We start from the raw sequence: 25,139 nt of genomic DNA, 5'->3' as shown, positions 1-25,139 counted from the left end.
CGGAGCCCAGCCGTGCGGATCGGCCTGGCAGTCCCCGCGTCAGAGCACGCGGGCGACCCCGCAGTAGCCATCCACCACGGCCGCGGGCCTGCTGTCAGTCCGCCAACGCCCCAGCGGCACGACACCCGGCTCGACGAGGTCGAGGCCGTCGAAGAACGCGGTGAAGTCCGCGACCGCACGCAGGTGGTACGGCAGAGCACCGCTTTCGTTGTACTGCCGATGCGACTCGATGACCCGCTCGCTGGTAGCCGTACCGTCGGACATCGCCAGAAAGCTGCCCGATGGTAGGGACGAGACCAGAGCGGTGACGATGGCCTGCGCCTCGGCCGGCTTCTCGACGTGGCCCATGACGCCCAGCATCATCAGTGCGATCGGCTCATTGAAGTCGAGTGTTTCGCGGGCGTCCTGGACGATCTTCTCCGGGTCTCGCAGATCGGCGTCGACATACTGGGTGGCACCCTCGTGGCTGCTGCTCAGCAACACCCGGGCGTGCGCGAGAACCATCGGGTCGTTGTCGACGTAGACGACGCGCGCCCGCGGCGTGATCCGTTGGGCGACCTCGTGGGTGTTGTCGGCAGTGGGCAGGCCCGTACCGACGTCGAGGAACTGGCCTATCCCCGCCTCCGCGGCGAGATAGGTCACCGCTCGTCTGAGAAACGCGCGCGAATAGCGCGCCGCCTCGACGATTTCCGGGAAGACCGCCCGTACCTGTTCACCGACCTCGCGATCCGGGGCGAAGTTGTCCTTACCGCCGAGCCAGTAGTTCCACACCCGTGCCGAGTGGGGCGCTGTCGTGTCCAGCTTGGCGGCCGAACCTCCCACCGGCTGCTCAGCTCGATCCTGCGACATGGTCGTCTCCCCTCACCAGCCGTACGGGCGTCGGGGCCGTAGCCTAGCGGCGCGGCGGCGCCCGCATGGTCCTGCGGATCGACGAAGCCCTTGTCCCCTGGCCGAGCGCGGGGTCAGGAGGTGGGTGTCAGGATCTCAGCCAGGATCCGCGTGTGGGTGGAGAACGCCAGCTCGACCGGGTCGGTGAGCACCAGCCACTCGGTCGCCTCCTCGGTCGGCGCCGACGGTGGCAGGTCCTCGGCCGCCCGCTCGGGCAGCACTCCGAAGACCATCATCGTGCCGCCCGTCGGTGAGCCGTGCACCGCGAACAGGCGGGCGTCCCCGGCCGCCGCGATCAGGCCGGTCTCCTCCCGAAGCTCCCGCACGAGCGCGTCTGACCACTCCTCGCCGTACTCGATGAAGCCGCCGGGCAGCGCGAGCAGGCCGCGGGCGGGTTCGATGTCCCGGCGGACCACCACCACTCCCAGGCCGTCGGCGGTGCGGACCGGCAGCACCGCTACCGCCACCGGCAGTGGGTTGCGCCAGACGGTCTCGCCGCAGACCGCGCAGACTCGCGGCCATCCGACGGCCGGCGGGTAGGCGGCGCCGCAGTAGGAGCAGTGCGAGTACGGCGTGCCGGTCATGCCGCAGCACGTTACTCCGATCGCTGCTCAGGCTGCCGCGCCGCCGCCTCGCCGCGCGCTCAGGCGCTCGGGTCGCCCGTGTAGAAGGCGGTGGTGCGTTCGGCGGCGGCCTTCGCCTCGTCGGCGTCGGTGCCGGCGGCGATGCTCGCTTCGCACCACAGTTGACTGCTCAGCTCCATGGCCCGTCGTCCCTCGGCGGAGGCGGTCCACTCGGCGCCCTGTTCCGGCGTGATCCCGCTGCCGTCGGCGGCCAGGTGCGAGGCGAGGCCGAGCAGCCCGAGGTCCCACCCGACACCGACCGCGCCCGGCCCGAACTGGGCCCACCGGTCCTGGTCGACGTGCGCGATGTGGTCCAGGTCGAGGCGGGCCCGCTCGTCGCCGACCGCGGTGACCCGCACCTCGATCCAGCTCACCTCGCCGCCCATCTCCCAGGTGGCGGTGAAGCGGTGCGGCGGCTCGCAGCTCTCGACGGTGCCGTGGGCGTTGCCCTGGAGCTGGTACGTGCCGCCGAGCCGCAGGTCGCCGGAGATCGGCAGGAACCAGCGCGGGATGCGCTCGGCGCTGGTGCAGGCGTCCCACAGATCCTCGGCCGTCGCCTGGTAGGTCTGGCTGATCGTGGTGACCCGCGCCTCGCCGGCTTCCAGGGTGCGGCTGCCGACCTTGCGCTGGACGGCGTTGATCTGCTCGGTGGCGTCGAACATCAGGTGTTCCTCTCGTCGGGTGGGTCGGCGGGGCCGCGCAGCCGACGCTCGCGTCGGCCCCGGGCCAGCTCGGTGGCGAGTGCCGCCAGGGGCGGGGTCCAGAACCGGCGGAAGTGCTCCAGCCAGCCGTCGACCTCGCGCAGTGGGCGTGGGTCGACCGCGTAGAGCCGCCGGGTGCCCTCCGGCCGCACGGTGGCGAAGCCGCTGTCGCGTAACACCTTGAGGTGCTGGGACACGGCGGGCTGGGAGATGCCGAACTCCTCGCGGATGACAGTGCTGACCGCGCCGGCGGTCTGCTCGCCAGCGGCGAGCAGTTCCAGGATGCGGCGCCGGACCGGATCGCCCAGCACGTCGAAGGCGTGCACGACGACAGTTGTATCACTAACGGCTTATTTAAGCCAGGTCTGATACTCCGATGAGCTTGTCCAGCCGGATCGGCAGCTCCCGGATCCGTACGCCGGTCGCGTGGTGCACCGCGTTGGCGACCGCCGCCGCGGCGCCGACGATGCCGATCTCACCGATGCCCTTCACCCCGGCCGGGTTCAGCTCGTCGTCCCGCTCGTCCAGCCAGTACGCCTCGATCGACTCGACGTCGGCGCAGCCGGTGATGTGGTAGGTGGCCAGGTCGTGGTTGACCCAGTCGCCGTAGCGCTCGTCGAGCAGGCCCTCCTCGTGCAGCGCCATCGACAGCCCCATCGTCATGCCGCCGATGAGCTGACTGCGGGCCGTCGTCGGGTTCACCACCCGCCCCGCCGCGAACACCCCGAGCATCCGGTTCAGCCGTACCTCGCCGGTGTCCGCGTCGACCCGCACCTCGACGAACTGCGCCCCGTAGGCGTACCGGGGGAGCGCGGGCTGCTCACCCACCTCCTCGGTGGTGTCCGCCTCGGCCGTCACCTCGTCGGTCGGCGGCCCGCCGTCGCGCAGCTTCTCGCGCAGCGCCTGGGCCGCGCGTATCACCGCCCAGCTCCAGCTGGCGGTCCCCATCGAGCCGCCGGCCAGCGGTGCCGTCGGCAGCGCGGTGTCCCCGATGCGGATCTCCACCCGTTCCGGCGGCACTGCGAGGGCGTCGGCGGCCACCTGCCAGATCGCCGTCCGGGCGCCGGTGCCGATGTCGGTGGCGTTGATCTGGACCAGGAAGCTCCCGTCGGGCCGAGCGGTGGCCGTCGCCGAGGAAGGCCGGGCCCGGGCCGGGTAGCTCGATCCGGCCACCCCCGTCCCGATCAGCCACCGCCCCTCGCGCCGGGACCGGGGCGACGGATCACGGCCGGCCCAGCCGAACCGCTCTGCGCCCTCACGCAGGCAGGCCACCAGATTGCGACTGGTGAACGGGCGTCCCTGGTCGGGGTCGACAGCGGTGTCGTTGCGGATACGCAGCTCCACCGGGTCGATGCCGACGGCGATGGCCAGCTCGTCCACCGCGGACTCCAGGGCGTACGCGCCGGGGCACTCGCCCGGGGCGCGCATCCAGAACGGAGTGGGCACGTCGAGGCGGACCAGCCGGTGGGTGGTGCGGCGGTGCGGTGCGGCGTACATGCTGCGGGTGTAGACGGCGGTCTGCTCGGCGAACTCCCTGATGGTGGAGGTCTGGCTGATCGCGTCGTGGCAGATGGCGGTGAGCCGGCCGTCGGTGTCGGCGGCGAGGCGGACCCGCTGGATGGTGGGCGTGCGGTAGCCGAGCGGCCCGAACAGTTGCTGGCGGGTCAACGCCAGCTTGACCGGGCGGTCCACGTGCCGCGCGGCGAGGGCGGCCAGCACCACCGACGCCTTGGCGTACCCCTTGCTGCCGAAGCCGCCGCCGACGTGCTCGGCGACGACGCGGATCGACTCCGGCGGCAGCTCGAACAGCTCGGCGAGGGTGGCGCGTACCGGGGTCGCGCCCTGGGTGGAGTCGTGCACCAGGAGCCGCCCGTCGTGCCACTGCGCGATGGTGGCGTGCGGTTCCATCGGGTTGTTGTGGTACGCCGGCGTGCGGTAGGTGACGTCCACCCGCACCGGGGCGGCCGCGTACCCGGCGTCGAAGTCGCCCTCGGCGGTGTCCGTGGGATAGCTGGGGTTCACCTGGTCCGGCTTGTACAGGCCGGGATGGTCGTCGGTGAGCACTGTGCTGTGCGGGCCGGTGTCGTAGTCGATGCGGACCAGTCGGGCGCCCTCGCGGGCCGCCTCCAGGCTGGTGGCCACCACCACGGCGACGTACTGCCCCCGGTAGTGCACAGTCGGCTCCTGCAACAGCCGCAGCTCCGGCTGTGGGCCGGGCGCCATCCGGGGCGCGTTGCCGTGGTGCACCACTGCCAGCACGCCGGGCGAGGCCAACGCCTCCGACGTGTCGATCCGGGTGATCCGGCCCCGCACCACCGTCGACGGCACCGCCCAGCCGTAGGTGACCCCGTCCACCGGGTACTCCACCGCGTAGCGGGCCGCGCCGGTGACCTTCGCCGGGCCCTCCAGCCGGGGGTACGCCCGGCCGACCGCCCCGGTGCTCACGACGACGCCAGTTCGGTGAGCGCCCGCACGGTGATGGCCCGGGTCAGCGGCAGCTTGAAGCCGTTGTGCCGTAGCGGGCGCGCCCCGGCCAGCTCCGCGTCGGCGGCCCGTGCCGCCAACTCGGGGCTGAACGGGCGTCCGCGCAGCTCCTCCTCGGCCCGGTACGCCCGCCACGGCCGGTGCGCCACCGCCCCGTACGCCAGCCGCACCTCGCGGACCACGTCCCCGTCGAGGTCCAGCACCGCGGCCACCGAGCCGGCGGCGAAGGCGAACGAGGCCCGGTCGCGCACCTTGAGGTACGTCGAGCGGCGCGCGGCCGGTAGGGGCGGCAGCCGCACGGCGGTGATCAGCGCGCCCCGGGCCACTGTGGTCTCCCGTTCCGGGTGGCTGCCGGGGGAGCGGTAGAAGTCGGCGATCCGGATGTCACGGGGGCCGTCGGCCTCGTGCACCTCCACCACCGTGTCGAGGGCGGCCAACGCGACGGCCAGGTCGGACGGGTGGGTGGCCACGCACTGCTCCGACCAGTCCAGCACCGCCAGGTCGCGGTTCTGGCCGTGCAGAGCGGCGCAACCGCTGCCCGGTTCCCGTTTGTTGCACGCCTTGCCGGTGTCCTGGAAGTAGACGCAGCGGGTGCGCTGCAACAGGTTGCCGCCGGTGGTGGCCATGTTGCGCAGCTGTCCGGAGGCGGCGGCGAGCAGGGCGCGAGCCAGCACCGGGTAGTCGCGGCGTACCACCGGGTGGGCCGCGAGGTCGCTGTTGCGGACCGTCGCGCCGATCCGCAGCCCACCATCGGGCAGTTCCTCGACGGTGTCGAGGGGAAGCCGGGTCACGTCCACCAGCACGTCGGGGCGCTGCACCCCGAGCTTCATGAGGTCCACCAGGTTGGTTCCGCCGCCCAGGTAGGCGGCCTGCGGTTCGGCCGCCAGCACGGCGACGGCCTCGGCCACGTCGGCGGGCCGGTGGTAGCGGAACGCCTTCACGAGGACGCCGCCGTCTCGCGTACGGCCGCCACGATGTGCGGGTACGCGGCGCACCGGCACAGGTTGCCGGCCATCCGCTCGCGGATCTCCGCGTCGGTCAGCTCGGCGGGCGTGTTCAGGTCGCCGGTGACCGCGCTGGGCCAACCCCGGGAGACCTCGTCGAGCATGCCCCGGGCGGAGCAGAGCTGCCCGGGAGTGCAGTAGCCGCACTGGAAGGCGTCGTGCGCGACGAAGGCGGCCTGCAACGGGGACAGCTCGTCCGGCCCGGCCAGCCCTTCGACGGTCACCACCGACCGGCCGTCCACGGTCACCGCGAAGACCAGGCAGCTCTTCACCCGCCGGCCGTCGAGCAGCACCGTGCAGGAGCCGCACTGGCCGTGGTCGCAGCCCTTCTTCGCCCCGGTCAGGTCGAGGTGCTCGCGCAGCGTGTCGAGCAGTGTGGTGCGGTTGTCCAGGGTCACCTCACGGGACGCGCCGTTGACCTCGACCGTCACCCGGGACGAGTGGCGCTCGTCGATCGTCGTCGCGTTCTCCGGTCCGCCCTGCACCGGCCCAGACTAGCTTTGTCGGTATATCTCGGGGCGAATAACGCAAAGCCCTTCGCACGGGGGTGACGACGCTGATCGCTGGACTGCTGCTCGCCGCTGGCGCCGGGCGACGCTACGGCCGGCCGAAGGCGCTGGTCGAGCTGGACGGCGAGCCGCTGGTGCGGCGCGCTATCCGGCTGCTTGGCGATGGCGGCTGCGCACCCGTGCACGTGGTGCTCGGCGCGGGCGCCGACGAGATGCCCGACCTGCCCGGCGCGGTGCCGGTCCGGCACGATCGCTGGGCGGACGGGCTGGGCTCGTCGCTGCTGCGAGGTCTGGCCTCGCTGCCGGCCGCCGTGCCGGCCGCCGTCGTGGTCCTCGTCGACCAGCCACTGCTCAGCCCGGTCGCGGTGCGCCGGGTGCGCGCGGCCTACGACGGCGGCGCCCTCGTCGCGGTCGCCACCTACGCCGGCCGACCCGGGCACCCGATCCTGCTGGGCCGGGAGACCTGGCCGCTGTTGAGCGGGTACGCCGTCGGCGACCGGGGAGCGCGCGACCTGCTGCGCGACCGGCCGGACCTGGTGGTGGAGGTGCCCTGTGACGACGTCGGCTCCCCGGCCGACGTGGACACCCCGGCCGACCTGCGCCGGATCTGATCGATGCAAACGGCCGCCCGGGGTCGAGACCCCGGGCGGCCGCTCGCACCGCCCCCGTTCAGGCCACCGGCGTCGCGGTTCCGGTGGTGCGGTCGAGCCGCTGGTGCGCGCGGATCACCTCGGCGTAGCGCAGACCGCTGGCCTTCACCGTCCGGCGCTGGGTGGCGTAGTCGACGTGCACCAGCCCGAAGCGCTTGTCGTAGCCGTACGCCCACTCGAAGTTGTCAAGCAGCGACCAGACGAAGTAGCCGTCCAGGGGGACCCCTCGGGCCACCGCCGACGCGCACGCGGCCAGGTGCTGCTCCAGGTGGTCGGTGCGTTCCTTGTCCTCGACAGTGCCGTCCGGGGTGACCTCGTCCGGCCACGCCGAGCCGCTCTCGGTGACGATGATCCGGCCCGGCCGGTACTCCTCGTGCACGTCGACGAGCAGCCGCTCCAGGCCCGCCGGGTACATCTCCCAGCCCATCGCGGTCTCCACCGACCCGGGCACCGGCACCTGCTTCGCGAACGGCGCCGGACCTGTCGGATCGTCGACCACCAGCTGGCGGAAGTAGTAGTTCACCCCGAGGAAGTCCGTCGGCGTGGCGATCACCGCCAGGTCGTCGCCGCGTACCGGCGGCTCGACCCCGTAGGTGGCGATCATGTCGGCGGGGTAGCCGCGCCCGTGGATCGGGTCCAGCCACCACCGGTTGACGTGCCCGTCGGCCCGCCGGGCCGCCGCGACGTCCTCGGGTCGGTCGGTCGCCGCCTCGATCGGGCTGAGGTTGACGACCAGGCCCACCGAGGCCGGCCGGGCGGCGTTGGCGCGGATCGCCTGGGTGGCCAGGCCGTGCCCGAGCAGCACGTGGTGCGAGGCGTGCACGGCGCGGGTGAGGTCGCGCTCGCCGGGGGCCATGTTGCCCTCCAGGTGCCCGATCCAGCACACGCAGAGCGGCTCGTTGACGGTGCACCAGTCGGCCACGCGGTCACCGAGGCGGCCGGCGACCACCGCCGCGTAGTCGGCGAACGCCTCGGCGGTGGCCCGCTCCGGCCAACCGCCGGAGTCCTGCAGAACCTGCGGCAGGTCCCAGTGGTAGAGCGTGACGAACGGTCGGATCCCGTCGGTGAGCAATGTGTCGACGAGCCGGTCGTAGAAGTCCAGCCCGGCGGCGTTGACCCGCCCGACACCGTCGGGCATGACCCGGGGCCAGGCCACCGAGAAACGGTACGCGTCCACGCCGAGCCGGCGCAGCAGCGCCAGGTCCTCCGGCCACCGGTGGTAGTGGTCGCACGCCACCGCGCCGGTGTCGCCGTTGTCGACAGTGCCGGGGGTCGCCGAGAAGGTGTCCCAGATGGACGGTGCCCGGCCGTCGACGTCGACGGCCCCCTCGATCTGGTACGCCGCCGTGGCGACACCCCAGAGGAAGTCGGGTGGCAGCTTGGACAGGTCGGGCACGGGTCGGTTCTCCTCTGGGGTTGGATGACTCACTTGACCGCACCGGCGGTGAGGCCGGCGACGAAGTAGCGCTGCAGGGCCAGGAACCCGACGACGACCGGGATGCTGACCACCAGCGAGGCGGCCATGATCTGGTTCCAGTAGACGTTGAACTGGGTGGAGTAGCCCTGCAGGCCGACGGCCAGGGTGCGGCTGCCCTCGTCGGTCATCACCGAGGCGAAGAGCACCTCACCCCACGCGGTCATGAACGCGTACACGGTGACCGCGACCACGCCGGGCACGGCGGCCGGCAGGATGACCTGGAACAGGGTGCGCAGCGGACCGGCGCCGTCGACCTGCGCCGCCTCGTCCAGACCCCGGGGGATCGAGTCGAAGTAGCCGACCAGCATCCAGATCGAGAACGGCAACGAGAAGGTCAGGTACGTGATGACCAGGCCGGTGCGACTGGCGTACAGCTCGATGCCGGTGGCGTTGCCCAGGTTGACGTAGATGAGGAACAGCGGCAGCAGGAACAGGATGCCGGGGAACATCTGCGTGGACAGCACGGTCACCGAGAAGACACCGCGACCGCGGAACCGGTAGCGGCTCACCGCGAACGCGGCGAAGATGGCGATCGCCACCGAGCAGACCGCCGCGACGCTCGACACCACCAGGCTGTTCACCAGGTACCGGGCCAGCGGCACGGTGCTCCACATGTCGATGAACGGTTGCAGGGTGGGCCGGCTGGGCCACCAGGTGAAGCCGTTCTGCACGTCCTGCAACGGCTTCGCCGCCGAGGTGACCATCACGTAGAGCGGGATGACGACGAAGAGGGTGAGCAGGGTCAGCACGATGCGCCGGCCCCAGCGCTCGCCGGCGGTCTCACGCATGGTCGTCCCTCCGACGGTTGGTGATCAGCAGGTACGCGGCCGAGACGACCAGCAGGAACAGCAGCAGCGCCACCGACATCGCCGACCCGGAGCCGAAGTCCCAGGTCTTGAAGGAGCTCCGGTAGATGTGGATGGAGATCAGGTCGGCCTGCTCCGGCGCGGAGCCGCCGAACAGCACGAACGGGGTGTTGAAGTCGTTGAACGTCCACAGGAACAGCACCAGCAGCAGCACCAGGTTGACCGGCCGCAGCATCGGCAGGGTGACCGAGCGCAGTCGGCGCCAGAACCCGGCGCCGTCGATCGCGGCGGCCTCGTACAGCTCACCGGGCACGTTCTGCAACCCGGCCATCAGGCACAGGAACGCGAACGGCCAGTTACGCCAGACCGACACCACCAGCAGCGACCAGAAGCTGTTGTCGCCGATCAACCAGAACGGCCGTTCGTTCATCAGCCCGAGCTGGTCCACGAGCACGTGGTTGACCAGGCCGGTGTCGCGTTGCAGCAGGAAGCTCCAGGTGATCACGGCGGCGTAGACCGGCAGCGCGTACGGGGTGAGGAACAGCGCCCGCAGGATCGCGCGTCCACGGAACGGCCGTTGCAGGACGACCGCCGCCGAGATGCCGAGCAGCCAGGCGAACCCGACCGAGAGCAGGCTGTAGGCCAGGGTGACCCAGAACGAGTGCAGCAGCTCCTTGCCGGCGGCGCTGTTCAGGTCGAGCGTCGCCCGGTAGTTCTCCAGCCCGATGAAGGGCGCGGTGGACCAGTCGCGGATGTGGAACTGGGTCAGCTCCAGCAGGCTCATCCAGACCCCGACGACCATCGGGATCACGTGGATGGCGAGTTCCAGCACGACGGCCGGTGCGAGCAGCAGGTACGGCAGAAGTGAGCGGCGGGGGCCGCGGGGCCGGCGGGCCGGCTTCCGGGCCGGCGACCCGGCCCGGGGTTCGCGTCGGTCGGCGTCCGGCGCGGTGGTGCTGGTTGCCATCAGGGTCCTCTCGGAGGCGGTGGCCGTGGTCGGGTTCAGCACCCGACCACGGCCACCGGTCACGCCTCGGTCAGCGCATCTTCTGCTGCGCGTCGGTCAGCTTGGCCTTCACCGAAGCCTCGGTGACCGGCTTGCCGCTGGCCGCGTCGGCGAACAACTCCTTCATCGCGGTGCCGACCAGGGTCTCGAAGGTGCTCTCATCGGGCACCTGCGGCAGCGGGGCCGCGGTCGTGACCAGGGTCTCCTGGATGGTCTTCTGCTCCGTCGCGCTGAACGCCGGGTCGGAGGCCGCGGTCTTCACCGCCGGCAGCGAGCCGTACGTCTTGTTGAGGAGCGTCTGCTCCTCGTCGCTGGTCATGAACTTGACGAAGCTCAGCGCGCCGTCCTTGTTCTTGGTGTGCTTGAAGACCGCCATGTTGATCCCGGCGACCATGCTGTTGACCTTCTTGCCGCCGGCCGGCGGGCTGGCCAGGAACGGCACCGGGGCCACCCCGTACGCGTCGGCGGGCATGTTCTGCGTCTTCAGGTTCGACCCGGCGGACTGCCACAGCAGCATGGCGGCCTTGCCGTTGGCGAAGTCGGAGACCGACTGGTTCTGCGCGTACTCGGCGTTGCTCGGGTTGGTGATCTTGTCGGCGGCCATGAAGTCGATGTACCGCTTGATCGCCGACACGTTCTGCGGGGTGTCGAAGGTCGGCTTGCCGGCCGAGTCGAACCACTCGCCGCCGTACTGCTGGCTGAAGGTGAACGCGTGGTGGGCGTTCTCCGACGGGTTGGCGCCCTCGATCGCCAGGCCCCACTTGCCGCCGGTGCTCAGCTTCTTGCCGTACTCGACGACCTGCTCCCAGGTGGTGGGCGGCGCGGTGATGCCGGCGTCGGCGAACGACTTCTTGTTGTAGTACAGGCTGTACGCCATGCTGTAGAGCGGCACGGCGGCCGGCGGCTTGCCCGGGGCGCCGGCGGCGGCGAGCGCGGCGGGCACGATCCGGTCCTTGCCGCCGACGGCCTGCAGGGCGGCGTCGTCGAACTCGACCAGCGCGCCGGTGGCCTGCAACGACGCCGACCAGGTGTTGCCGATGTTGACGACGTCCGGGCCCTTGCCGGAGGCGGCGGCGGCCAGCAGGCGGTTGAGCAGATCCGACCAGGGGACCACCTCGACGGTGACCTTGATCCCGGTCTGCTTCTCGAACTTGTCCAACTCCGGCTGGAGGATGGTCTTGTCGGCCTCCAGGCTGGCGCCCTGGTTGCTGGCCCAGTAGGTGAGCGTCTTGGGCGATGCGGCGGAGTCGTCGCCGGAGCCTCCGCAGGCGGTCAGCGATGCGGCCGCCAGTACGGCGGCGGTGAATATCCCGAGGTGTCGTCTCGACACGGGTCAGCCCTTCCGGTGCGTGGTGGGGGTCCGCCGGCCTTCGTCACCGATAGGGGTCGGGCGACGGGGGGCCGGCTGCGGACAGGGTTCGGGGGTGCGCCGTCGGGGTCCGTCGGCGTTTCCCGGGAGTTACATCACGGCTTAATTTATGTCGTCATTAAAGTTGCTGGCAGGTGGGTCGTCAAGCACGAGGCGGTTACAGTCGCCTCGAACTCCCCGACGGGAACGAGGTGACGAGTGGAGCTGGCGCGTGCCACCAACCGCAGCGTGCGGTTGCGCAACCGGTCCGCCCTGCTGACCAAGCTCTTCCTGGACGGCCTGCTCACCCGGCAGGACCTGGTGCGCAGCACCGGGCTGAGCCAGCCCGCGGTCAGCAACGTGGTGGCCGACATGATCGACGAAGGGCTGGTCGCCGAGGCCGGCGCCGCCGAGTCCGACGGCGGCCGGCCCAGCATGTTGCTGCGCATCGCGCCCCGCTTCGCCTTCGTGATCGGCGTGGACGTCGGCGAGACCCGGGTCCGGGTGGAGCTGTTCGACTTCGCGATGACCCTGCTGGCCAGCATCGAGTACCCGCTCGACCCGGCCCGTACCGAGCCCGACCTGGTGGCCGGGCACGTGCTGGCCGGCATCGACGCGGTCACCGGCCAGGCCGGGGTGACCCCCGGCGACGTGCTCGGCGTCGGCATCGGCGTCTCCGGCGTGGTCGAGCAGGGCGCCGAGGCCGTCGTGCACGCCCAGGCCCTCGGCTGGGACCGGGTGCCGCTGGAGCGGCTGATCGGCGCCGGCACCGACCTGCCGCTGCACATCGACAACGGCGCGAAGACCCTGGGTCAGGCCGAGATGTGGTTCGGTGCCGGCCGGGGCGCCCGGCACGCCGTCTTCGCGCTGGTCGGCTCCGGTGTCGGCGCGTCGGTGGTGACCAACGGCGCCACCTACCGGGGCGCGTCCAGCAGCGCGGGGGAGTGGGGGCACACCACCCTGGTGTACGGCGGACGGGTCTGCCGGTGCGGCGCGCGCGGTTGCCTGGAGGCGTACGTGGGGGCCGAGGCGATCATCGACCGCTACCGCGAGGCGCGCCGGGGCCGACAGGTGCCGGGCGAGGACGAGGAGTCTCAGATCGCCGCGCTGGTCGCCGCCGCCGAGACCTCCGCCACCGCCCGACGGGTCCTGGAGGACACCGCGGGTTACCTCGGTGCCGGGGTGGCGAACCTGATCAACCTGTTCAACCCGGAGCGCGTGGTGCTCGGCGGCTGGGCGGCGATGGCTCTCGGTGACCTGCTGCCGGCCGTGCGGGAGGCTGCCGGTCGGCAGGCGCTGCGCCAGCCGTACGAGCAGGCGTCGATCGAGCTGTGCCGGCTCGGGGTGGACGCGGTGGCGTTGGGCGCGGCAACCCTCCCGATCGCCCGCTTCCTCACCGAGGGTGGCGTCCGACGCTGACGGAGCACGACTCCGCAGGCCGACGGCAAATTACCCAAAAAGAATCCTCGGGATAAATAACGAAGTTATAGATCGATGTCTTGACGCCGCCGCAATCTCGCCGCAACACTCCTACGAGAGCGCTCTCCTCCCCGCGGCACCGCGTCGGCGGCACCATCCACGGCGTCACGGGCGAGTCCGATCCCATCCGTGCGGCAACCCGTAACCCCCTATCGACAGGCGATGTCATGACATCTCGTGCTACATCCGTACGCCCGCGTCCCCGGGTCGTGCGCCACCTGCTCGTCGGGCTCACCGTGGCCCTGGTCGCGGCGCTCACGCCGACCGGAGCCACCGCACCCGCGCAGGCCGCCCCCGTCCTGCTGTCCCAGGGCCGTACGGCCACCGCCTCGTCCACCGAGAACGGCGGAACCCCCGCCGCCGCCGCTGTCGACGGCAACACCGGCAGCCGTTGGTCCAGCGCGTTCAGCGACCCGCAGTGGCTCCAGGTCGACCTGGGCGCCCGCGCCACCATCACCCAGGTCAACCTGCTCTGGGAGGGCGCCTACGGCCGGGCCTTCCAGCTCCAGACCTCCGACAACGGGTCCACCTGGACCACGATCTACTCGACCACCACCGGCACCGGCGGCACCCAGAACCTCACCGTCTCCGGCGCCGGCCGCTACGTCCGCATGTACGGCACCGCCCGGGGCACCGGCTACGGCTACTCGCTCTGGGAGTTCCAGGTCTACGGCGAGACCGGCGGCGGCACCAACGAACCCCCGGTGACGCCCACCGACCCGTACAACCCGAACCTCGGCGCGAACACCTTCGTCTTCGACCCGAGCACCCCGACGTCGACCATCCAGAGCCGACTGAACACCCTCTTCACCCAGCAGGAGACCAACCAGTTCGGCCCGCAGCGCTACGCGGTGCTGTTCAAGCCCGGCACCTACACCGCCGACGTCAACCTCGGCTTCTTCACCCAGGTCGCCGGCCTCGGCATGAGCCCCGACGACGTCAACCTCAACGGCCACGTGCGTACCGAGGCGTTCTGGTTCGGCGGCAACGCCACCCAGAACTTCTGGCGGGCCGCCGAGAACCTGTCGGTCACCCTGCCCGCCGGGCAGACCGTGGAGCGCTGGGCGGTGTCCCAGGCGGCGCCGTACCGGCGGATGCACCTGCGCGGCGCGCAGAACCAGATCCAACTCTGGAACGGCGGCGACGGCTGGTCCAGCGGCGGCCTGTTGGCCGACACCCGCATCGACGGCCTCGTCGTCTCCGGCTCGCAGCAGCAGTGGTACTCCCGCAACAGCGAGTTCGGCAACGGCTGGACCGGTTCGGTGTGGAACATGGTCTTCCAGGGCGTCAACGGCGCTCCCGCGCCGAGCTTCCCCAACCCGTCGCACACGGTGATCCCGCAGACCCCGCAGGTACGGGAAAAGCCGTTCCTGTACGTGACCGGAAGCGGTGAGTACCGGGTCTTCGTGCCCGCGCTGCGCACCAACTCCACCGGCACCAGCTGGTACAACAAGACCCCGGCCGGCTCGTCCCTGTCGCTGTCGCAGTTCTTCGTCGTCCAGCCCGGCACCAGCGCCGCCACCATCAACACCGCCCTCGCCCAGGGCAAGCACCTGCTCTTCACCCCGGGCGTGCACCGGATCACCGAGCCGATCCAGGTCAACCGGGCCGATACGGTGATCCTCGGCCTCGGCCTGGCCACCATCCAGGCCGACAACGGCACGGTGGGCATGCGGGTGGCCGATGTGGACGGCGTGAAGGTGGCCGGCATCATGTTCGAGGCAGGCACCACGAACTCGCCGGTGCTGATGGAGGTCGGGCCGTCCGGCTCGTCCGCGAGCCACGCCTCGAACCCGACCTCGCTGCACGACGTGTTCTTCCGCATCGGCGGGCCGCACGTCGGCAGGGCCACCAACACGCTGACGGTCAACAGCGACAACGTGATCGGCGACCACATGTGGTTGTGGCGGGCCGACCACGCCGCCAGCGGCGTACCGACCGGGTGGACGCTGAACACCGCCGACACCGGGCTCACCGTCAACGGCGACAACGTCACCATGTACGGCCTCTTCGTCGAGCACTACCAGAAATACCAGACCGTTTGGAACGGCAACGGCGGGCGGACGTACTTCTACCAGAACGAGCTGCCCTACGACGTGCCGAACCAGGCGGCCTGGATGAACGGGTCGACCCGGGGTTACGCCGCGTACAAGGTCGCCGATTCGGTGACCAGTCACCAGGCGTACGGGCTGGGTAGCTACAGCTACTTCAACGTCAACCCGGCGGTGGTCGAGGAACGGTCCTTCGAGGTGCCCACCAACCCGAACGTGCGCTTCACCAACATGGTGACCGTCTCGCTCGGTGGCGTCGGCACCATCAATCGGGTGATCAACAACGCCGGTGGCACCGCGAACACGGCCAACCAGACGGTGTACCTGACCACCTACCCCTGACCGGGGCGCCCGCGCCGGCCCGGTCCGCTGTGACCGGGTCGGCCGGGTGGCACCCAGGGCCGTGGCCGGCCCGGTCCCGCCGAGACCGGGCCGGCCGCGGTCGTGCCGCTCAGCCGGCCAGCACCTCGGCCGCCGCCCGTTCACCAGCGCGCACCGCGCCCTCCAGATAGCCACTCCAGCGGGTGGCCGTCTCGGTGCCCGCCCAGTACACCCGCCCCACCGGCGTCCGCAGGTGCGGGCCGTACGTCCGCCAGGTGCCCGGGGTGAGCGCACCGGAGAAGCAGCCCCTGGTCCACTCGTCGGCGGACCAGTCGTACTCGACCAGATCCACCGGGTCCTCCGCTCGTGGCCCGACCACGTTGGCGAACGCTTCCAGCAGGCATCGCCGACGCCCCGCGGGGGACATGCCGCGCAGCGTGGCGGCATCGGTGGAGTAGCTGAACCCGGTCAGCACCCCGATCGGCGAGGTCGGGGTGGAGTTGTCGACCGTCTCGGTGAGCGGACCGGCGCTGGTGGTGGCCACCCCGGAGCACCCGTCGGCACGCCAGAACGGCTCTGGGTAGACGGCATGCACCTTCAGCGCCGAACCCATCGGCATGCGCTGGGTGAGCCCGTCACGCAGCGGGGGCAACGGCGGGTCGTACCGGATCCGGCCGGCCAGCGCCGGGGCCAGCGCGACCACCACGGCGTCGCCGTCGACGCGTCCGGTGTCGGTCCACGCCGTCGCGCCGTCGACTGTCTGTTCGATGGCCCGCACCGGCGCGGCCAGCGTGAGCGCGCCCGGCGGTAGAGCGGTGGCCATCCGTTCGGCCAGCGCCGGCGGCCCGCCCACGATCCGGTCCTGCTGTGCCCCGCCGGCCATCCCCAGCAACGGTCCGGTCCCGCCGGCACTGTGCAGGTAGAAAAGTAGGTGCAACAGGGACAGCTCGTCCGCGCCGGTGGCGAGCAGCCCGCCGGCGAGCACCCGCCCCAGGTAGTCGGCGGTCTCGTCGTCCCCGGCTGTGGCGGCGAGCCACCCGCCGAGGGTCGTCCGGTCCCACAGTGCGGCCTCCGGCGTCGCCCAGGGTTCGGCCGGGTCCAGTCGTGCGGCGTACTCGTCGAGCAGCCCCAGCACCTGGCCCACCCGCGCCGGCGGCTCGGCCCGACGCGCACCGGCCCAGAGCACTGTGGGCGCGCCGGTCGATGCCGAGGCGAAGGTGGCCAGCCCGTGCTCGGCGACCAGCGCGTACATCCGGTCCTGGGTCGGACCGATCCACTGCGCGCCCAGGTCGAGTTGCGTGGGCTCGGGCAGCCACCGGGTCAGCACCCGACCCCCCACCCGGTCGCGGGCCTCCAACAATCGCACCTGGGCGCCGGCACGGGCGAGCGCCAGCGCGGCGGCGAGCCCGGAGAAGCCGGCGCCGACCACGACCACCCGCAAGCCGTCGGTCACACCGGGGTCTACCCAGAACCGTCGCAGGCATGGCTACCGGCCCCGGTCGCGGCACTGACGGACCGTACCCCCCGTCCTTTGCTCTGCACCCGCCGACGCACCACCCGGGCCTGGGCACCGTCGCCTCCGCGGGTGCAGAGCAAAGGGCGGGCCAACACCGGGGCCGGGTCGGCCGCGAAAACTTTCTGCCGGCCTGTCGATTCGGGCGGCGGCCGATCGTGTGGAGGATGAGAGGTCGGCGACGGGCCGACCGTCCGTGAGGAGGAACCATGGCGCGCTACCTGCTCAGCATCCACCAGCCGCAGGGTGAGCTGCCGCCGGAGCCGGAGTTCCTGGCCGGGGTGATGCGTCAGCTCGGCGAACTGCGCGACGAGTTGGCGTCCACCGGTTCGTGGGTCTTCGGGCAGGGCCTGCACGGCCCGGAGACCGCCACCGTGCTGCGGCCCCGCGACGGCGAGGTGCTCATCACCGACGGACCGTTCGTGGAGGGCAAGGAGTACCTGGGCGGCATCACCATCATCGACGTGCCGGACCTGGACGCCGCCCTGCACTGGGGTCGCCGCTACGCGCTGGCCACCACCCTGCCGATCGAGGTACGCCCCTTCCACGGCGGGGCCGGCGACTGACAGTGCCCGACGTGGAGGCGGTGTTCCGCGCCGAGTACGGCCGTGCGGTCGCCGTCCTGGTCCGCCTCCTCGGCGACATCGACCTCGCCGAGGAGGCCGTCCAGGAGGCTTTCGTGGTCGCGGTGGCGCGCTGGCCGACGACCGGCCTGCCGCCCAGTCCGGCCGGCTGGATCATCACCACCGCCCGGAACCGGGCGATCGACCGCCTGCGCCGCGATGCGTCCCGGCACGCCCAGGCGGCCCTGTTGTTCGCCGCCGACAGTCCCGTCGAGGAGGGACCGGTGCACGACGACCGGCTACGGCTGATCTTCACCTGCTGCCATCCGGCGCTCGCCCCGAGCACCCGGGTCGCCCTCACCCTGCGGCTGCTCGGTGGCTTGAGCACCGCCGAGATCGCCCGAGCCTTCCTGGTGCCGGAGCCGACCATGGCGCAGCGGCTGGTCCGCGCCAAGTCGAAGATCCGCAACGCCGGGATCCCGTACCGGGTGCCCCGCGACGCTGACCTGCCCGACCGGCTGCACGCGGTTCTCGCGGTGCTCTACCTGATCTTCAACGAGGGGTACACGGCCAGCGCCGGCCCGCACCTGGTCCGGACCGAGCTGTGCGCCGAGGCGATCCGGTTGACCCGGCTGCTGGTCGAGCTGATGCCGGACGAGGCGGAGGCGCTCGGTCTGCTCGCGTTGATGCTGCTCACCGAGTCCCGCCGCGACGCGCGGACCAACGCCGAGGGTCAGCTGGTGGCGCTGCCGAGCCAGGACCGGGCCCGGTGGGACGCCGAGCTGATCACCGAGGGGCAGGCGCTGGTGCGCCGCTGCCTGCGCCGCGACCGGCCGGGCCCGTACCAGATCCAGGCCGCGATCGCCGCCGTGCACAGCGCCGCGCGGCGCGCCGCCGACACGGACTGGGCGCAGATCCTTGCGCTGTACGACCAGCTGACGGTCGTCGCCCCCAGCCCGGTGGTGGCGCTGAACCGGGCCGTCGCGCTCGCCGAGCTGTCCGGACCGGCGGTCGCGCTGACCGAGGTGGACCGCCTCGACCTGGTCGGCTACCACGTCTACCACGTGGTCCGCGCCGACCTGCTGGCTCGGCTCGGCCGGGGCGGGGAGGCCGTCGAGGCGTACCGGATGGCTGTCGCCCTTACGGACAACGCGGCCGAACGGGCCTTTCTCACCGCACGCGCGACGGCCCTGGCGACGCCCTGAGGGCGCGTTTGCCGCAGGGGCGGCCGGGAACCCGAGGCACCGCCGCAGCAGGGGATGGGGAGGAGCCATGGCGTACCGCCGGACCGCCGTCGACACCGCGCCCGACCTGTCCACCCTCACGCTCGGCGTTGAGGAGGAGTTCCTGCTGCTCGACCCGGACACTGGCCGGAACCTACCGGTGGCCGACCAGGTGCTCGCCGCGCTGCGCGGCCCCGCCCGGGAGCAGAGCCGCCAGGAGTTCCGGCACAGCATGGTGGAGATGGTCACCCCGGTCTGCGCCGACCTCACCGAACTGCGCGCGCACCTGGTGGCGTTGCGCCGCTCCGCCGCCGACGCGGCCACGGCGGCCGGGGCACGGCTGGTGGCGGTCGGTGCCACCCCGGTGGCCGAGCCGCACCGGACGGTCCCCGACGAACCGCGCTACCACGCGATGTCGCGCCGGTACGGGCCGGTGGCGCACGACCCGGCGGTGTGCGGCTGCCACGTGCACGTCGGCCTGCCCGACCGGGATCTGGCCGTGCAGGTCTGCAACCACCTGCGGGTGTGGCTGCCCGTGGTGCAGGCGATCACCACCAACTCGCCGCTGCACGACGGGTACGACACCGGGCACGCCAGTTGGCGCTCGATGCAGTTGGAACGCTGGCCCAGCATCGGACCGACGCCGTACTTCGACTCCGTCGCCGACTACGACAGCACCGTCGACGAGCTGATCGCCGCCGGGATCATGCTCGACGCGGCGATGGTCTACTGGTACGCCCGGCCGTCGTCGACCTACCCGACGGTGGAGGTGCGGGTCGGTGATGTCTGCACCGAGGTCGACGACGCGGTGCTGGTCGCCGCGCTGGTCCGGTCCCTCGTCGCCACCCTCGCCGACGACGTACGCGCCGGGGTGGACGCGCCGAACGTCCGGGACTGCCTGGTCGCCGCGGCACACTGGCGGGCCGCCCACGACGGTCTCGACGGCGAGCTGATCGACCTGCGTGCCGGCGGTACCCGGCCCGCCTGGGCGCTCGTCGACGAGATGATGGCGGTGATCGCCCCGGCCCTGCTGCGCCACGGCGACCTCGGGTACGTGTTGGCGCAGCTCGCCCGGCTGCGTCGCGACGGCACCGGCGCCACCCGGCAGCGGCGGGTGCTGGAGCGCGCCGGAGACCTGCACGTGGTCCTCGACGATCTGATCGCCCGCACCGCCGCCAGCTGACCGCCCGTCCGTCAAGGCCCACCGGGGTCAGCGGATGTCGTGGGTCTGGAGCCACAGCTCCAGCAGGCCGAGTTGCCACAGCTTGTTGCTGCCGGCCGCGGCCTCCGCCCGGTCCGGCTCGGCCAGCAGATGTGCCACGTACTCCGGGCGGAAGAGCCCGCGCTCGCGCGCGGCCGGCGCCTGTAACGCCTCGGCGACCAGCTCGCGCACCGGGCCGTCCACGTTGCGCAGCGCCGGCACCGGGAAGTAGCCCTTGGGCCTGTCGATCACCTCGGCCGGCAGCACCTCCCGGGCGACCTCCTTGAGCACGCCCTTGCCACCCTGGCCGACCTTGTGCTCCGGCGGGCAGTGCGCGGCCAGGGTGACCAGGTCCTGGTCGAGGAAGGGTGTGCGCACCTCCAGACCCCAGGCCATGCTCATGCTGTCTACCCGCTTGACCGGGTCGTCGGGGAGCATCAGGTGGGTGTCCAGGCGCAACACGGCGTCCAGCGCGGTCTGCGCCCCGGGCGCGGCGAGGTGTCCGGTGAGCAGGTCCCGGCTGGCGTCGTGCTCCAGCGCGTACGCCGGGCCGACGATGCGGCGCAGCTCGTCGTGGTCGCGGTCGAAGAACGCGGCGGCGAACGTCTCGGCGGCGCCGTGCCGGGGTGCCTCGACCAGTGGCTGGTGGTAGCCGTAGCCGGCGAACACCTCGTCGGCGCCCTGCCCCGACTGGGCCACCTTCACGTGCTGCGCCACCTGCTCGGAGAGCAGGTGGAAGGCGACCACGTCGTGGCTGCCCATCGGCTCGGTCATCGCCAGCACGGCCCGTCGGACGGCGGGCACCAGGTCGTCGTCGGCCAGTCGGATCCGATGGTGGTCGGTGTCGTACGCGCGAGCCACCAGGTCGGAGTAGTGGAACTCGTCGCCGGACTCGCCGTCGCGGCTGTCGAAGCCGATGCTGAACGTCCGCAGGTGTTGCTGGCCGGCCTCGGCGAGCAGCGCCACGATGAGGCTGGAGTCCAGTCCGCCGGAGAGAAGCACCCCCACCGGCACGTCGGCGACCAGCCGTCGGCGGACCGCCGCGCGCAGCGCGTCGCCGATCGCGGCCCGCCAGTCGGCGGCGTCCATCCCCGCGTCGGCGGGCTCCCGCAGGTAGTCGGGTTGCCAGTAGACCTCCTCGCGGCTGGTCCCGTCGGCCTCGATCACCCGCAGGGTGGCCGGCGGGAGCTTGTGCACGCCGCGCAGCACGGTCCGCGGCGCGGGCACGATGGAGTGCCAGGACAGGTAGTGGTGCAGCGCCACCGGGTCGATGCCGGTGTCGACGTCGCCGGCGGCCAGCAGCGCGGGCAGGGTGGAGGCGAACCGCAGCCGGCCGGGTGTCTCGGCGAGGTAGAGCGGTTTGATGCCGAGCCGGTCGCGGGCCAGGATCAGCCGCCGCCGGACCCGGTCGACCAGCCCGATCGCGAACATGCCGACCAGGTGGTCGACGAAACGCTCACCCCAGTGGGCGTACGCCACCAGGATCACCTCGGTGTCGCTGGTGGAGTGGAAGGCGTACCCGGCCCGGCGCAACTCCTCGCGCAGCTCCGGGTAGTTGTAGACGCAGCCGTTGAAGACCAGCGCCAGGCCCAGGTCGTCGCGGACCATCGGCTGCCCGCCCGCGTCGGACAGGTCGATGATGGTCAGTCGACGGTGCCCGAGGGTCACCCAGCCCTCGGCGAACAGGCCCTCGTCGTCCGGCCCTCGTGAGCGCATCGCCTCGGTCATCCGGGTGACCGCCGCCGCGTCGGGCGAGCGACCGTCGAATCGCGCCTCCCCGCTGATCCCGCACATCAGCCGGGGTGGTGGTGGTTCAGGGCAGACATGCGCGTCCTCCTGTGGCGTCTCCCCGACTGGTGGTGGCGGGGGCCCCGCCGTGCGAACGGGGCCGCTGGCTACCCGGGTGTGGGGCGGGCAAACCCCGCCGATCTCAGGTACGCAGGGTGCGCAGGATGCGGGCCAGTTCGGCGCGGTCGGTGTCGTCGAGGTGGCCGAAGAAGCGGTCCGCCTCGGCCCGGCGCGCGGCCCGGATGGCGGTGCTGACCCGGTCGCCCTCCTCGGTGAGCGCAACCAGTGTCGCCCGGCGGTCGGCCGGGTCGGGCCGGCGTTCGACAAGCCCTCGGGTCTGGAGGTCGTCGACGACTTCGGTCGCCGAGCGGGGCGCGATGCGCAGGTGCTCGGCGAGGGTGCCGGGGCGTACCTCGCCGTGCCGGGCCAGCACGCCGAGGGCCCGGGACTGGCTGGGGGTGACGTCCCAGGGCACCAGTGAGTCCCGGGTCTGCCGACGCAGACGGGACGCCACCGCCCAGAACGTCTCCGCCAGGCTCTCGTCGTCGGCGCTGTCGACGGTGTGCTCGGTCACCGGAATACGGTAGCAGGAGATGTGGTTGCTACCTCATGATGAGGTAACCTCAGCAATATCGCCGACGAAGGGTAGTGCCCCCTTGGAACCCACCCCGATGGGCCGCGACCGCGGCCACCGCACCCTCAGCACCGAAGAGAAGACGCAGGCCCGTCAGGTGTCGCTGCGCCGCATCGGCCGCCTGTTCACCCCCCACCGACCCGCGCTGGCCGCCGTCATCGCGATCATCGTGGTCTCCTCGATCATCGCGATGGCCACCCCGTTCCTGCTGCGGGCCGTGATCGACCGGGCCCTGCCGCAGGGCGACGTGACGCTGCTGGTCTGGCTGGTCGTCGGCATGGTCGCCGTCGCGGCGGTGACCTCCGCCCTCGGCGTCGTGCAGACCTGGATCTCCACCCAGGTCGGCCAGCGGGTCATGCACCGGCTGCGCACCGACGTCTTCAGCCACCTCCAGCGCCAGTCACTGAGCTTCTTCACCCGCACCCGCACCGGCGAGGTGCAGTCCCGGATCACCAACGACATCGGCGGCATGCAGTCGGTGGTCACCTCCACCGCCACCGCCGTCGCCGCCAACCTCACCACCGTGGTCGCCACCACGGTCGCCATGGTCGCGCTCTCCTGGCAGCTCTCCCTGGTCTCGCTCGTGGTGCTGCCGCCGGCCATCTGGCTGACCCGTCGGGTCGCCCGGATGCGCCGCGAGATCACCGCACAACGGCAACGCGAACTCGCCGACCTCAACGTCACAGTGGAGGAAGGGCTCTCGATCAGTGGCGTACAGCTGGCCAAGACCCTCGGCACCGGCCCGGCGCTGATCGACCGGTTCACCGCCTCCTCGGCCCGACTGGTCGACCTGGAGCTGCGCAGTGAGCTGGCTGGCCGCTGGCGGATGGCCTCGATGAGCATCATCTTCGCCGCCGTACCGGCGGTCATCTACCTCGCCGCCGGGCTGCCCGGCACCGCCGGCACGCTGAGCATCGGCACCCTGGTCGCCTTCACGGCCCTGCAGGGCGGCCTGTTCCGACCGTTGATGGGCCTGCTCAACGTGGGTGTCTCGCTCACCGCCTCGCTGGCGCTCTTCGCCCGGATCTTCGAATACCTGGACCTTCCGGTCGACGTGGCCGACCCCACCGAGCCGGTCCGCCTCGACCCCACCCGGGTACGCGGCCACCTGCGCCTGGAGGACGTCACCTTCGGCTACCCGGGCAGCGACACCGCCGCCCTCGCCGGGATCACCCTCGACGTGCCCGCCGGCACCAGCCTCGCCCTCGTCGGCGAGACCGGCTCCGGCAAGAGCACCCTCGCCGGGCTGGTCAGCCGGCTGCACGACCCGACCGCCGGCCGCATCACCGTCGACGGCGTCGACCTGCGCGACCTGCGCCTGGCCGACCTGGCCGCGATCGTCGGCGTGGTGAGCCAGGAGACGTACCTGCTGCACACCACAGTCCGGGAGAACCTGCGCTACGCCCGCCCGGAGGCCACCGACACCGAGATCGAGGACGCCGCCCGCGCCGCGCAGATCCACGACCTGATCGCCGGCCTGCCCGACGGGTACGACACCATGGTCGGCTCACGTGGGCACCGGTTCTCCGGCGGTGAGAAGCAGCGCCTCGCCATCGCCCGGACGCTGCTGCGCAACCCGCGCATCCTGGTCCTCGACGAGGCCACCAGCGCGCTGGACACCGAGACCGAGCGCGCCGTACAGCGGGCCTTCGACGTGCTCGCCCAGGGGCGCACCACGATCACCATCGCGCACCGACTCTCCACCGTGCGCGACGCCGACCAGATCGCGGTGCTCGACCACGGTCGGATCGTCGAGGCCGGCACTCACGACAGCCTGCTGGACCGCAACGGCCGCTACGCCACGCTGGCGGCCTGAACGCCGAATCACAACCGTCTCGAAACAGTCTCGGAACTGTCTCGTTATTGCACGGTCAGGTGGCGGTAGACGGTGGCCCGCGAGACACCCAGCTCGGCGGCGATGGCGTCCACCGAGTGGGTGCCCGCCGCGTGCATCCGTCGGGCCGCCTCGACCTGCTCCCGACCCAGCGCGGGCGGCCGCCCCGGCCGCCGACGCCGGCTCCCCGCGCCGCTCGCCGGCCCGCCGGCCGCGCCCGCCGGCAGCGTCGGGGTCGCGCTCCCTGAGGCCGCGTCCCGCGCGCTCACGTGCGTCGGGGTATCCCGCGTCGGCGGCGGTGCCGTCGCGGTCGTGCGCGCCCCGACAGCGGCGTCCGTTCGCGCCCCGGCCGCAGCGTCCAGGTGGGCCCCGGTCGCAGGGTCCAGGTGCGGCGCCGCCGCCGGGTCCGCGGGCAGCGGGGCCAGCAGTCGGCGTGCGCCGTCGAGCATGTCGGCGCGCAGCACCTCGTCGGGCACGTCGGTGAAGAAGACGACCGGATCGCTGCACGCGCCCACCGCCTGCACCGCGAGGACCCGCTCGCGGCGCCCCGCGTTCGGCCCGGCGATGAGGTCGTTGGCCCGCATCGCGACCTCCATCAGGCGGTGGTACGTGTCGCCCCGACCGATCAATGCGATGTCGTGAAAGAGCATGCCGAGCGGCCGGCGGTGGGTGAGCATGACGTCCAGCCAGCCCTCCAGCACCGTCCACCGGGCCTGCTCGGTGGGCTGTGTCTGAGCCGAGTCGAGCAGCGCCTCCAGGTCCGCCACCAACGGCTCGACCAGTGCGGCGAGCAGATGCTCCTTGGCCGGGAAGTGGTACAGGATCGCGGTCTTGGTAAGCCGCAGCCGCTCGCCGATCTGGCGCAGCGAGGTGCGCTGGTAGCCGTGTTCGGCGAACAGGTCGAGCGCGGCGCGCAGGATCCGGGTGCGGGTGTCGTCCGCGGGATCGGCGGTCATGCCGGCCAGCCTAGCGACGCCCTGACCGGTGGGCACCATCACCGTTGATTCGACTGACCGTTGGTCAGTACAGTGGTGAC

The 25,139-nt window shown here is 72.0% G+C and carries 22 protein-coding genes; 7 read left to right on the top strand and 15 right to left on the bottom strand.

The genetic code is table 11. The features are described 5' to 3' along the window. Window positions 1-39: 39 nt before the first annotated feature. From ACFYPG_RS01445 to ACFYPG_RS01415, 7 genes are all read right to left on the bottom strand, one after another. On the bottom strand, window positions 40-849 hold the full coding sequence (locus ACFYPG_RS01445) for an SAM-dependent methyltransferase (protein WP_387349466.1): 810 nt from the start codon (window positions 847-849) through the stop codon (window positions 40-42). A 113-nt stretch (window positions 850-962) separates the two neighbouring features. Beyond that, complete coding sequence (locus ACFYPG_RS01440; protein WP_387349464.1) at window positions 963-1,472, bottom strand: NUDIX domain-containing protein; 510 nt, start codon at window positions 1,470-1,472, stop codon at window positions 963-965. A 59-nt stretch (window positions 1,473-1,531) separates the two neighbouring features. Then, a complete protein-coding gene (locus ACFYPG_RS01435) occupies window positions 1,532-2,173 on the bottom strand; it encodes an SRPBCC family protein (protein ID WP_387349462.1) in 642 nt (213 codons plus the stop codon). After that, a complete protein-coding gene (locus ACFYPG_RS01430; protein ID WP_355007341.1) occupies window positions 2,173-2,538 on the bottom strand; it encodes a metalloregulator ArsR/SmtB family transcription factor in 366 nt (121 codons plus the stop codon). The genes ACFYPG_RS01435 and ACFYPG_RS01430 overlap by 1 nt, the downstream gene beginning before the upstream one ends. 28 nt (window positions 2,539-2,566) lie before the next feature. Continuing rightward, window positions 2,567-4,657: a xanthine dehydrogenase family protein molybdopterin-binding subunit gene (locus ACFYPG_RS01425; RefSeq protein WP_387349460.1), complete on the bottom strand. Its 2,091-nt coding sequence runs from the start codon at window positions 4,655-4,657 to the stop codon at window positions 2,567-2,569. Then, window positions 4,654-5,691, bottom strand: a complete 1,038-nt coding sequence (locus tag ACFYPG_RS01420) for an FAD binding domain-containing protein (protein ID WP_387349459.1) — start codon at window positions 5,689-5,691, stop codon at window positions 4,654-4,656. Before ACFYPG_RS01420 ends, ACFYPG_RS01425 begins: the two co-directional genes overlap by 4 nt. Beyond that, a complete protein-coding gene (locus ACFYPG_RS01415; RefSeq protein ID WP_355007577.1) occupies window positions 5,634-6,131 on the bottom strand; it encodes a 2Fe-2S iron-sulfur cluster-binding protein in 498 nt (165 codons plus the stop codon). The genes ACFYPG_RS01420 and ACFYPG_RS01415 overlap by 58 nt, the downstream gene beginning before the upstream one ends. 116 nt (window positions 6,132-6,247) lie before the next feature. Between ACFYPG_RS01415 and ACFYPG_RS01410 the strand changes: the two genes are divergently transcribed. Next, window positions 6,248-6,820, top strand: a complete 573-nt coding sequence (locus ACFYPG_RS01410) for an NTP transferase domain-containing protein (RefSeq protein WP_387349458.1) — start codon at window positions 6,248-6,250, stop codon at window positions 6,818-6,820. A gap of 58 nt (window positions 6,821-6,878) precedes the next feature. Here ACFYPG_RS01410 and ACFYPG_RS01405 read toward each other — a convergent pair whose 3' ends face one another. The 4 genes from ACFYPG_RS01405 to ACFYPG_RS01390 all read right to left on the bottom strand — a co-directional run bounded on the left by ACFYPG_RS01405 (window position 6,879) and on the right by ACFYPG_RS01390 (window position 11,478). Further along, window positions 6,879-8,255 (bottom strand): GH1 family beta-glucosidase, encoded by a 1,377-nt coding sequence (locus ACFYPG_RS01405; RefSeq protein ID WP_387349456.1) that lies wholly within the window; start codon window positions 8,253-8,255, stop codon window positions 6,879-6,881. Window positions 8,256-8,284: 29 nt separating this feature from the next. Then, window positions 8,285-9,124, bottom strand: a complete 840-nt coding sequence (locus ACFYPG_RS01400) for a carbohydrate ABC transporter permease (RefSeq protein ID WP_355007346.1) — start codon at window positions 9,122-9,124, stop codon at window positions 8,285-8,287. After that, window positions 9,117-10,109: a sugar ABC transporter permease gene (locus tag ACFYPG_RS01395; RefSeq protein ID WP_355007347.1), complete on the bottom strand. Its 993-nt coding sequence runs from the start codon at window positions 10,107-10,109 to the stop codon at window positions 9,117-9,119. Before ACFYPG_RS01395 ends, ACFYPG_RS01400 begins: the two co-directional genes overlap by 8 nt. Window positions 10,110-10,179: 70 nt before the next feature. Continuing rightward, window positions 10,180-11,478 carry a sugar ABC transporter substrate-binding protein gene (locus ACFYPG_RS01390; RefSeq protein WP_355007348.1) on the bottom strand — a complete coding sequence of 433 codons (1,299 nt, stop codon included), beginning with the start codon at window positions 11,476-11,478 and terminating at the stop codon, window positions 10,180-10,182. Between the two features lie 237 nt (window positions 11,479-11,715). Here ACFYPG_RS01390 and ACFYPG_RS01385 point away from each other — a divergent pair, with 237 nt between their 5' ends. Together ACFYPG_RS01385 and ACFYPG_RS01380 are read left to right on the top strand one after the other, a co-directional pair. Then, the gene (locus tag ACFYPG_RS01385) at window positions 11,716-12,915 is read left to right on the top strand and encodes an ROK family transcriptional regulator (protein WP_355007349.1); all 1,200 of its coding nucleotides are present in this window, start codon (window positions 11,716-11,718) and stop codon (window positions 12,913-12,915) included. A gap of 227 nt (window positions 12,916-13,142) precedes the next feature. After that, window positions 13,143-15,368 (top strand): discoidin domain-containing protein, encoded by a 2,226-nt coding sequence (locus ACFYPG_RS01380; RefSeq protein ID WP_387349453.1) that lies wholly within the window; start codon window positions 13,143-13,145, stop codon window positions 15,366-15,368. A gap of 109 nt (window positions 15,369-15,477) precedes the next feature. Here ACFYPG_RS01380 and ACFYPG_RS01375 read toward each other — a convergent pair whose 3' ends face one another. Continuing rightward, window positions 15,478-16,800 (bottom strand): FAD-dependent oxidoreductase, encoded by a 1,323-nt coding sequence (locus ACFYPG_RS01375; RefSeq protein ID WP_355007351.1) that lies wholly within the window; start codon window positions 16,798-16,800, stop codon window positions 15,478-15,480. A 269-nt stretch (window positions 16,801-17,069) separates the two neighbouring features. Between ACFYPG_RS01375 and ACFYPG_RS01370 the strand changes: the two genes are divergently transcribed. The 3 genes from ACFYPG_RS01370 to ACFYPG_RS01360 all read left to right on the top strand — a co-directional run bounded on the left by ACFYPG_RS01370 (window position 17,070) and on the right by ACFYPG_RS01360 (window position 19,829). After that, on the top strand, window positions 17,070-17,426 hold the full coding sequence (locus tag ACFYPG_RS01370) for a YciI family protein (RefSeq protein ID WP_387349451.1): 357 nt from the start codon (window positions 17,070-17,072) through the stop codon (window positions 17,424-17,426). Between the two features lie 2 nt (window positions 17,427-17,428). Further along, window positions 17,429-18,628 carry an RNA polymerase sigma factor gene (locus ACFYPG_RS01365; RefSeq protein ID WP_387349449.1) on the top strand — a complete coding sequence of 400 codons (1,200 nt, stop codon included), beginning with the start codon at window positions 17,429-17,431 and terminating at the stop codon, window positions 18,626-18,628. Between the two features lie 67 nt (window positions 18,629-18,695). Then, the gene (locus ACFYPG_RS01360; RefSeq protein ID WP_387349447.1) at window positions 18,696-19,829 is read left to right on the top strand and encodes a glutamate--cysteine ligase; all 1,134 of its coding nucleotides are present in this window, start codon (window positions 18,696-18,698) and stop codon (window positions 19,827-19,829) included. Window positions 19,830-19,856: 27 nt separating this feature from the next. Here ACFYPG_RS01360 and ACFYPG_RS01355 read toward each other — a convergent pair whose 3' ends face one another. Further along, a complete protein-coding gene (locus tag ACFYPG_RS01355) occupies window positions 19,857-21,641 on the bottom strand; it encodes an N-acetylglutaminylglutamine amidotransferase (RefSeq protein ID WP_387349445.1) in 1,785 nt (594 codons plus the stop codon). Window positions 21,642-21,777: 136 nt separating this feature from the next. Then, the gene (locus tag ACFYPG_RS01350) at window positions 21,778-22,209 is read right to left on the bottom strand and encodes a MarR family winged helix-turn-helix transcriptional regulator (protein ID WP_355007356.1); all 432 of its coding nucleotides are present in this window, start codon (window positions 22,207-22,209) and stop codon (window positions 21,778-21,780) included. 97 nt (window positions 22,210-22,306) lie between these two features. Here ACFYPG_RS01350 and ACFYPG_RS01345 point away from each other — a divergent pair, with 97 nt between their 5' ends. Further along, complete coding sequence (locus tag ACFYPG_RS01345; protein WP_387349443.1) at window positions 22,307-24,085, top strand: ABC transporter ATP-binding protein; 1,779 nt, start codon at window positions 22,307-22,309, stop codon at window positions 24,083-24,085. A 44-nt stretch (window positions 24,086-24,129) separates the two neighbouring features. Here ACFYPG_RS01345 and ACFYPG_RS01340 read toward each other — a convergent pair whose 3' ends face one another. Next, a complete protein-coding gene (locus tag ACFYPG_RS01340) occupies window positions 24,130-25,059 on the bottom strand; it encodes a TetR family transcriptional regulator (protein ID WP_387349442.1) in 930 nt (309 codons plus the stop codon). Window positions 25,060-25,139: the final 80 nt, after the last annotated feature.

It is taken from the genome of Micromonospora sp. NPDC005553, from assembly GCF_042871765.1.
In the GTDB taxonomy this organism is placed as follows: domain Bacteria; phylum Actinomycetota; class Actinomycetes; order Mycobacteriales; family Micromonosporaceae; genus Micromonospora.
This window is presented reverse-complemented; position numbering and strand designations above follow the sequence as displayed.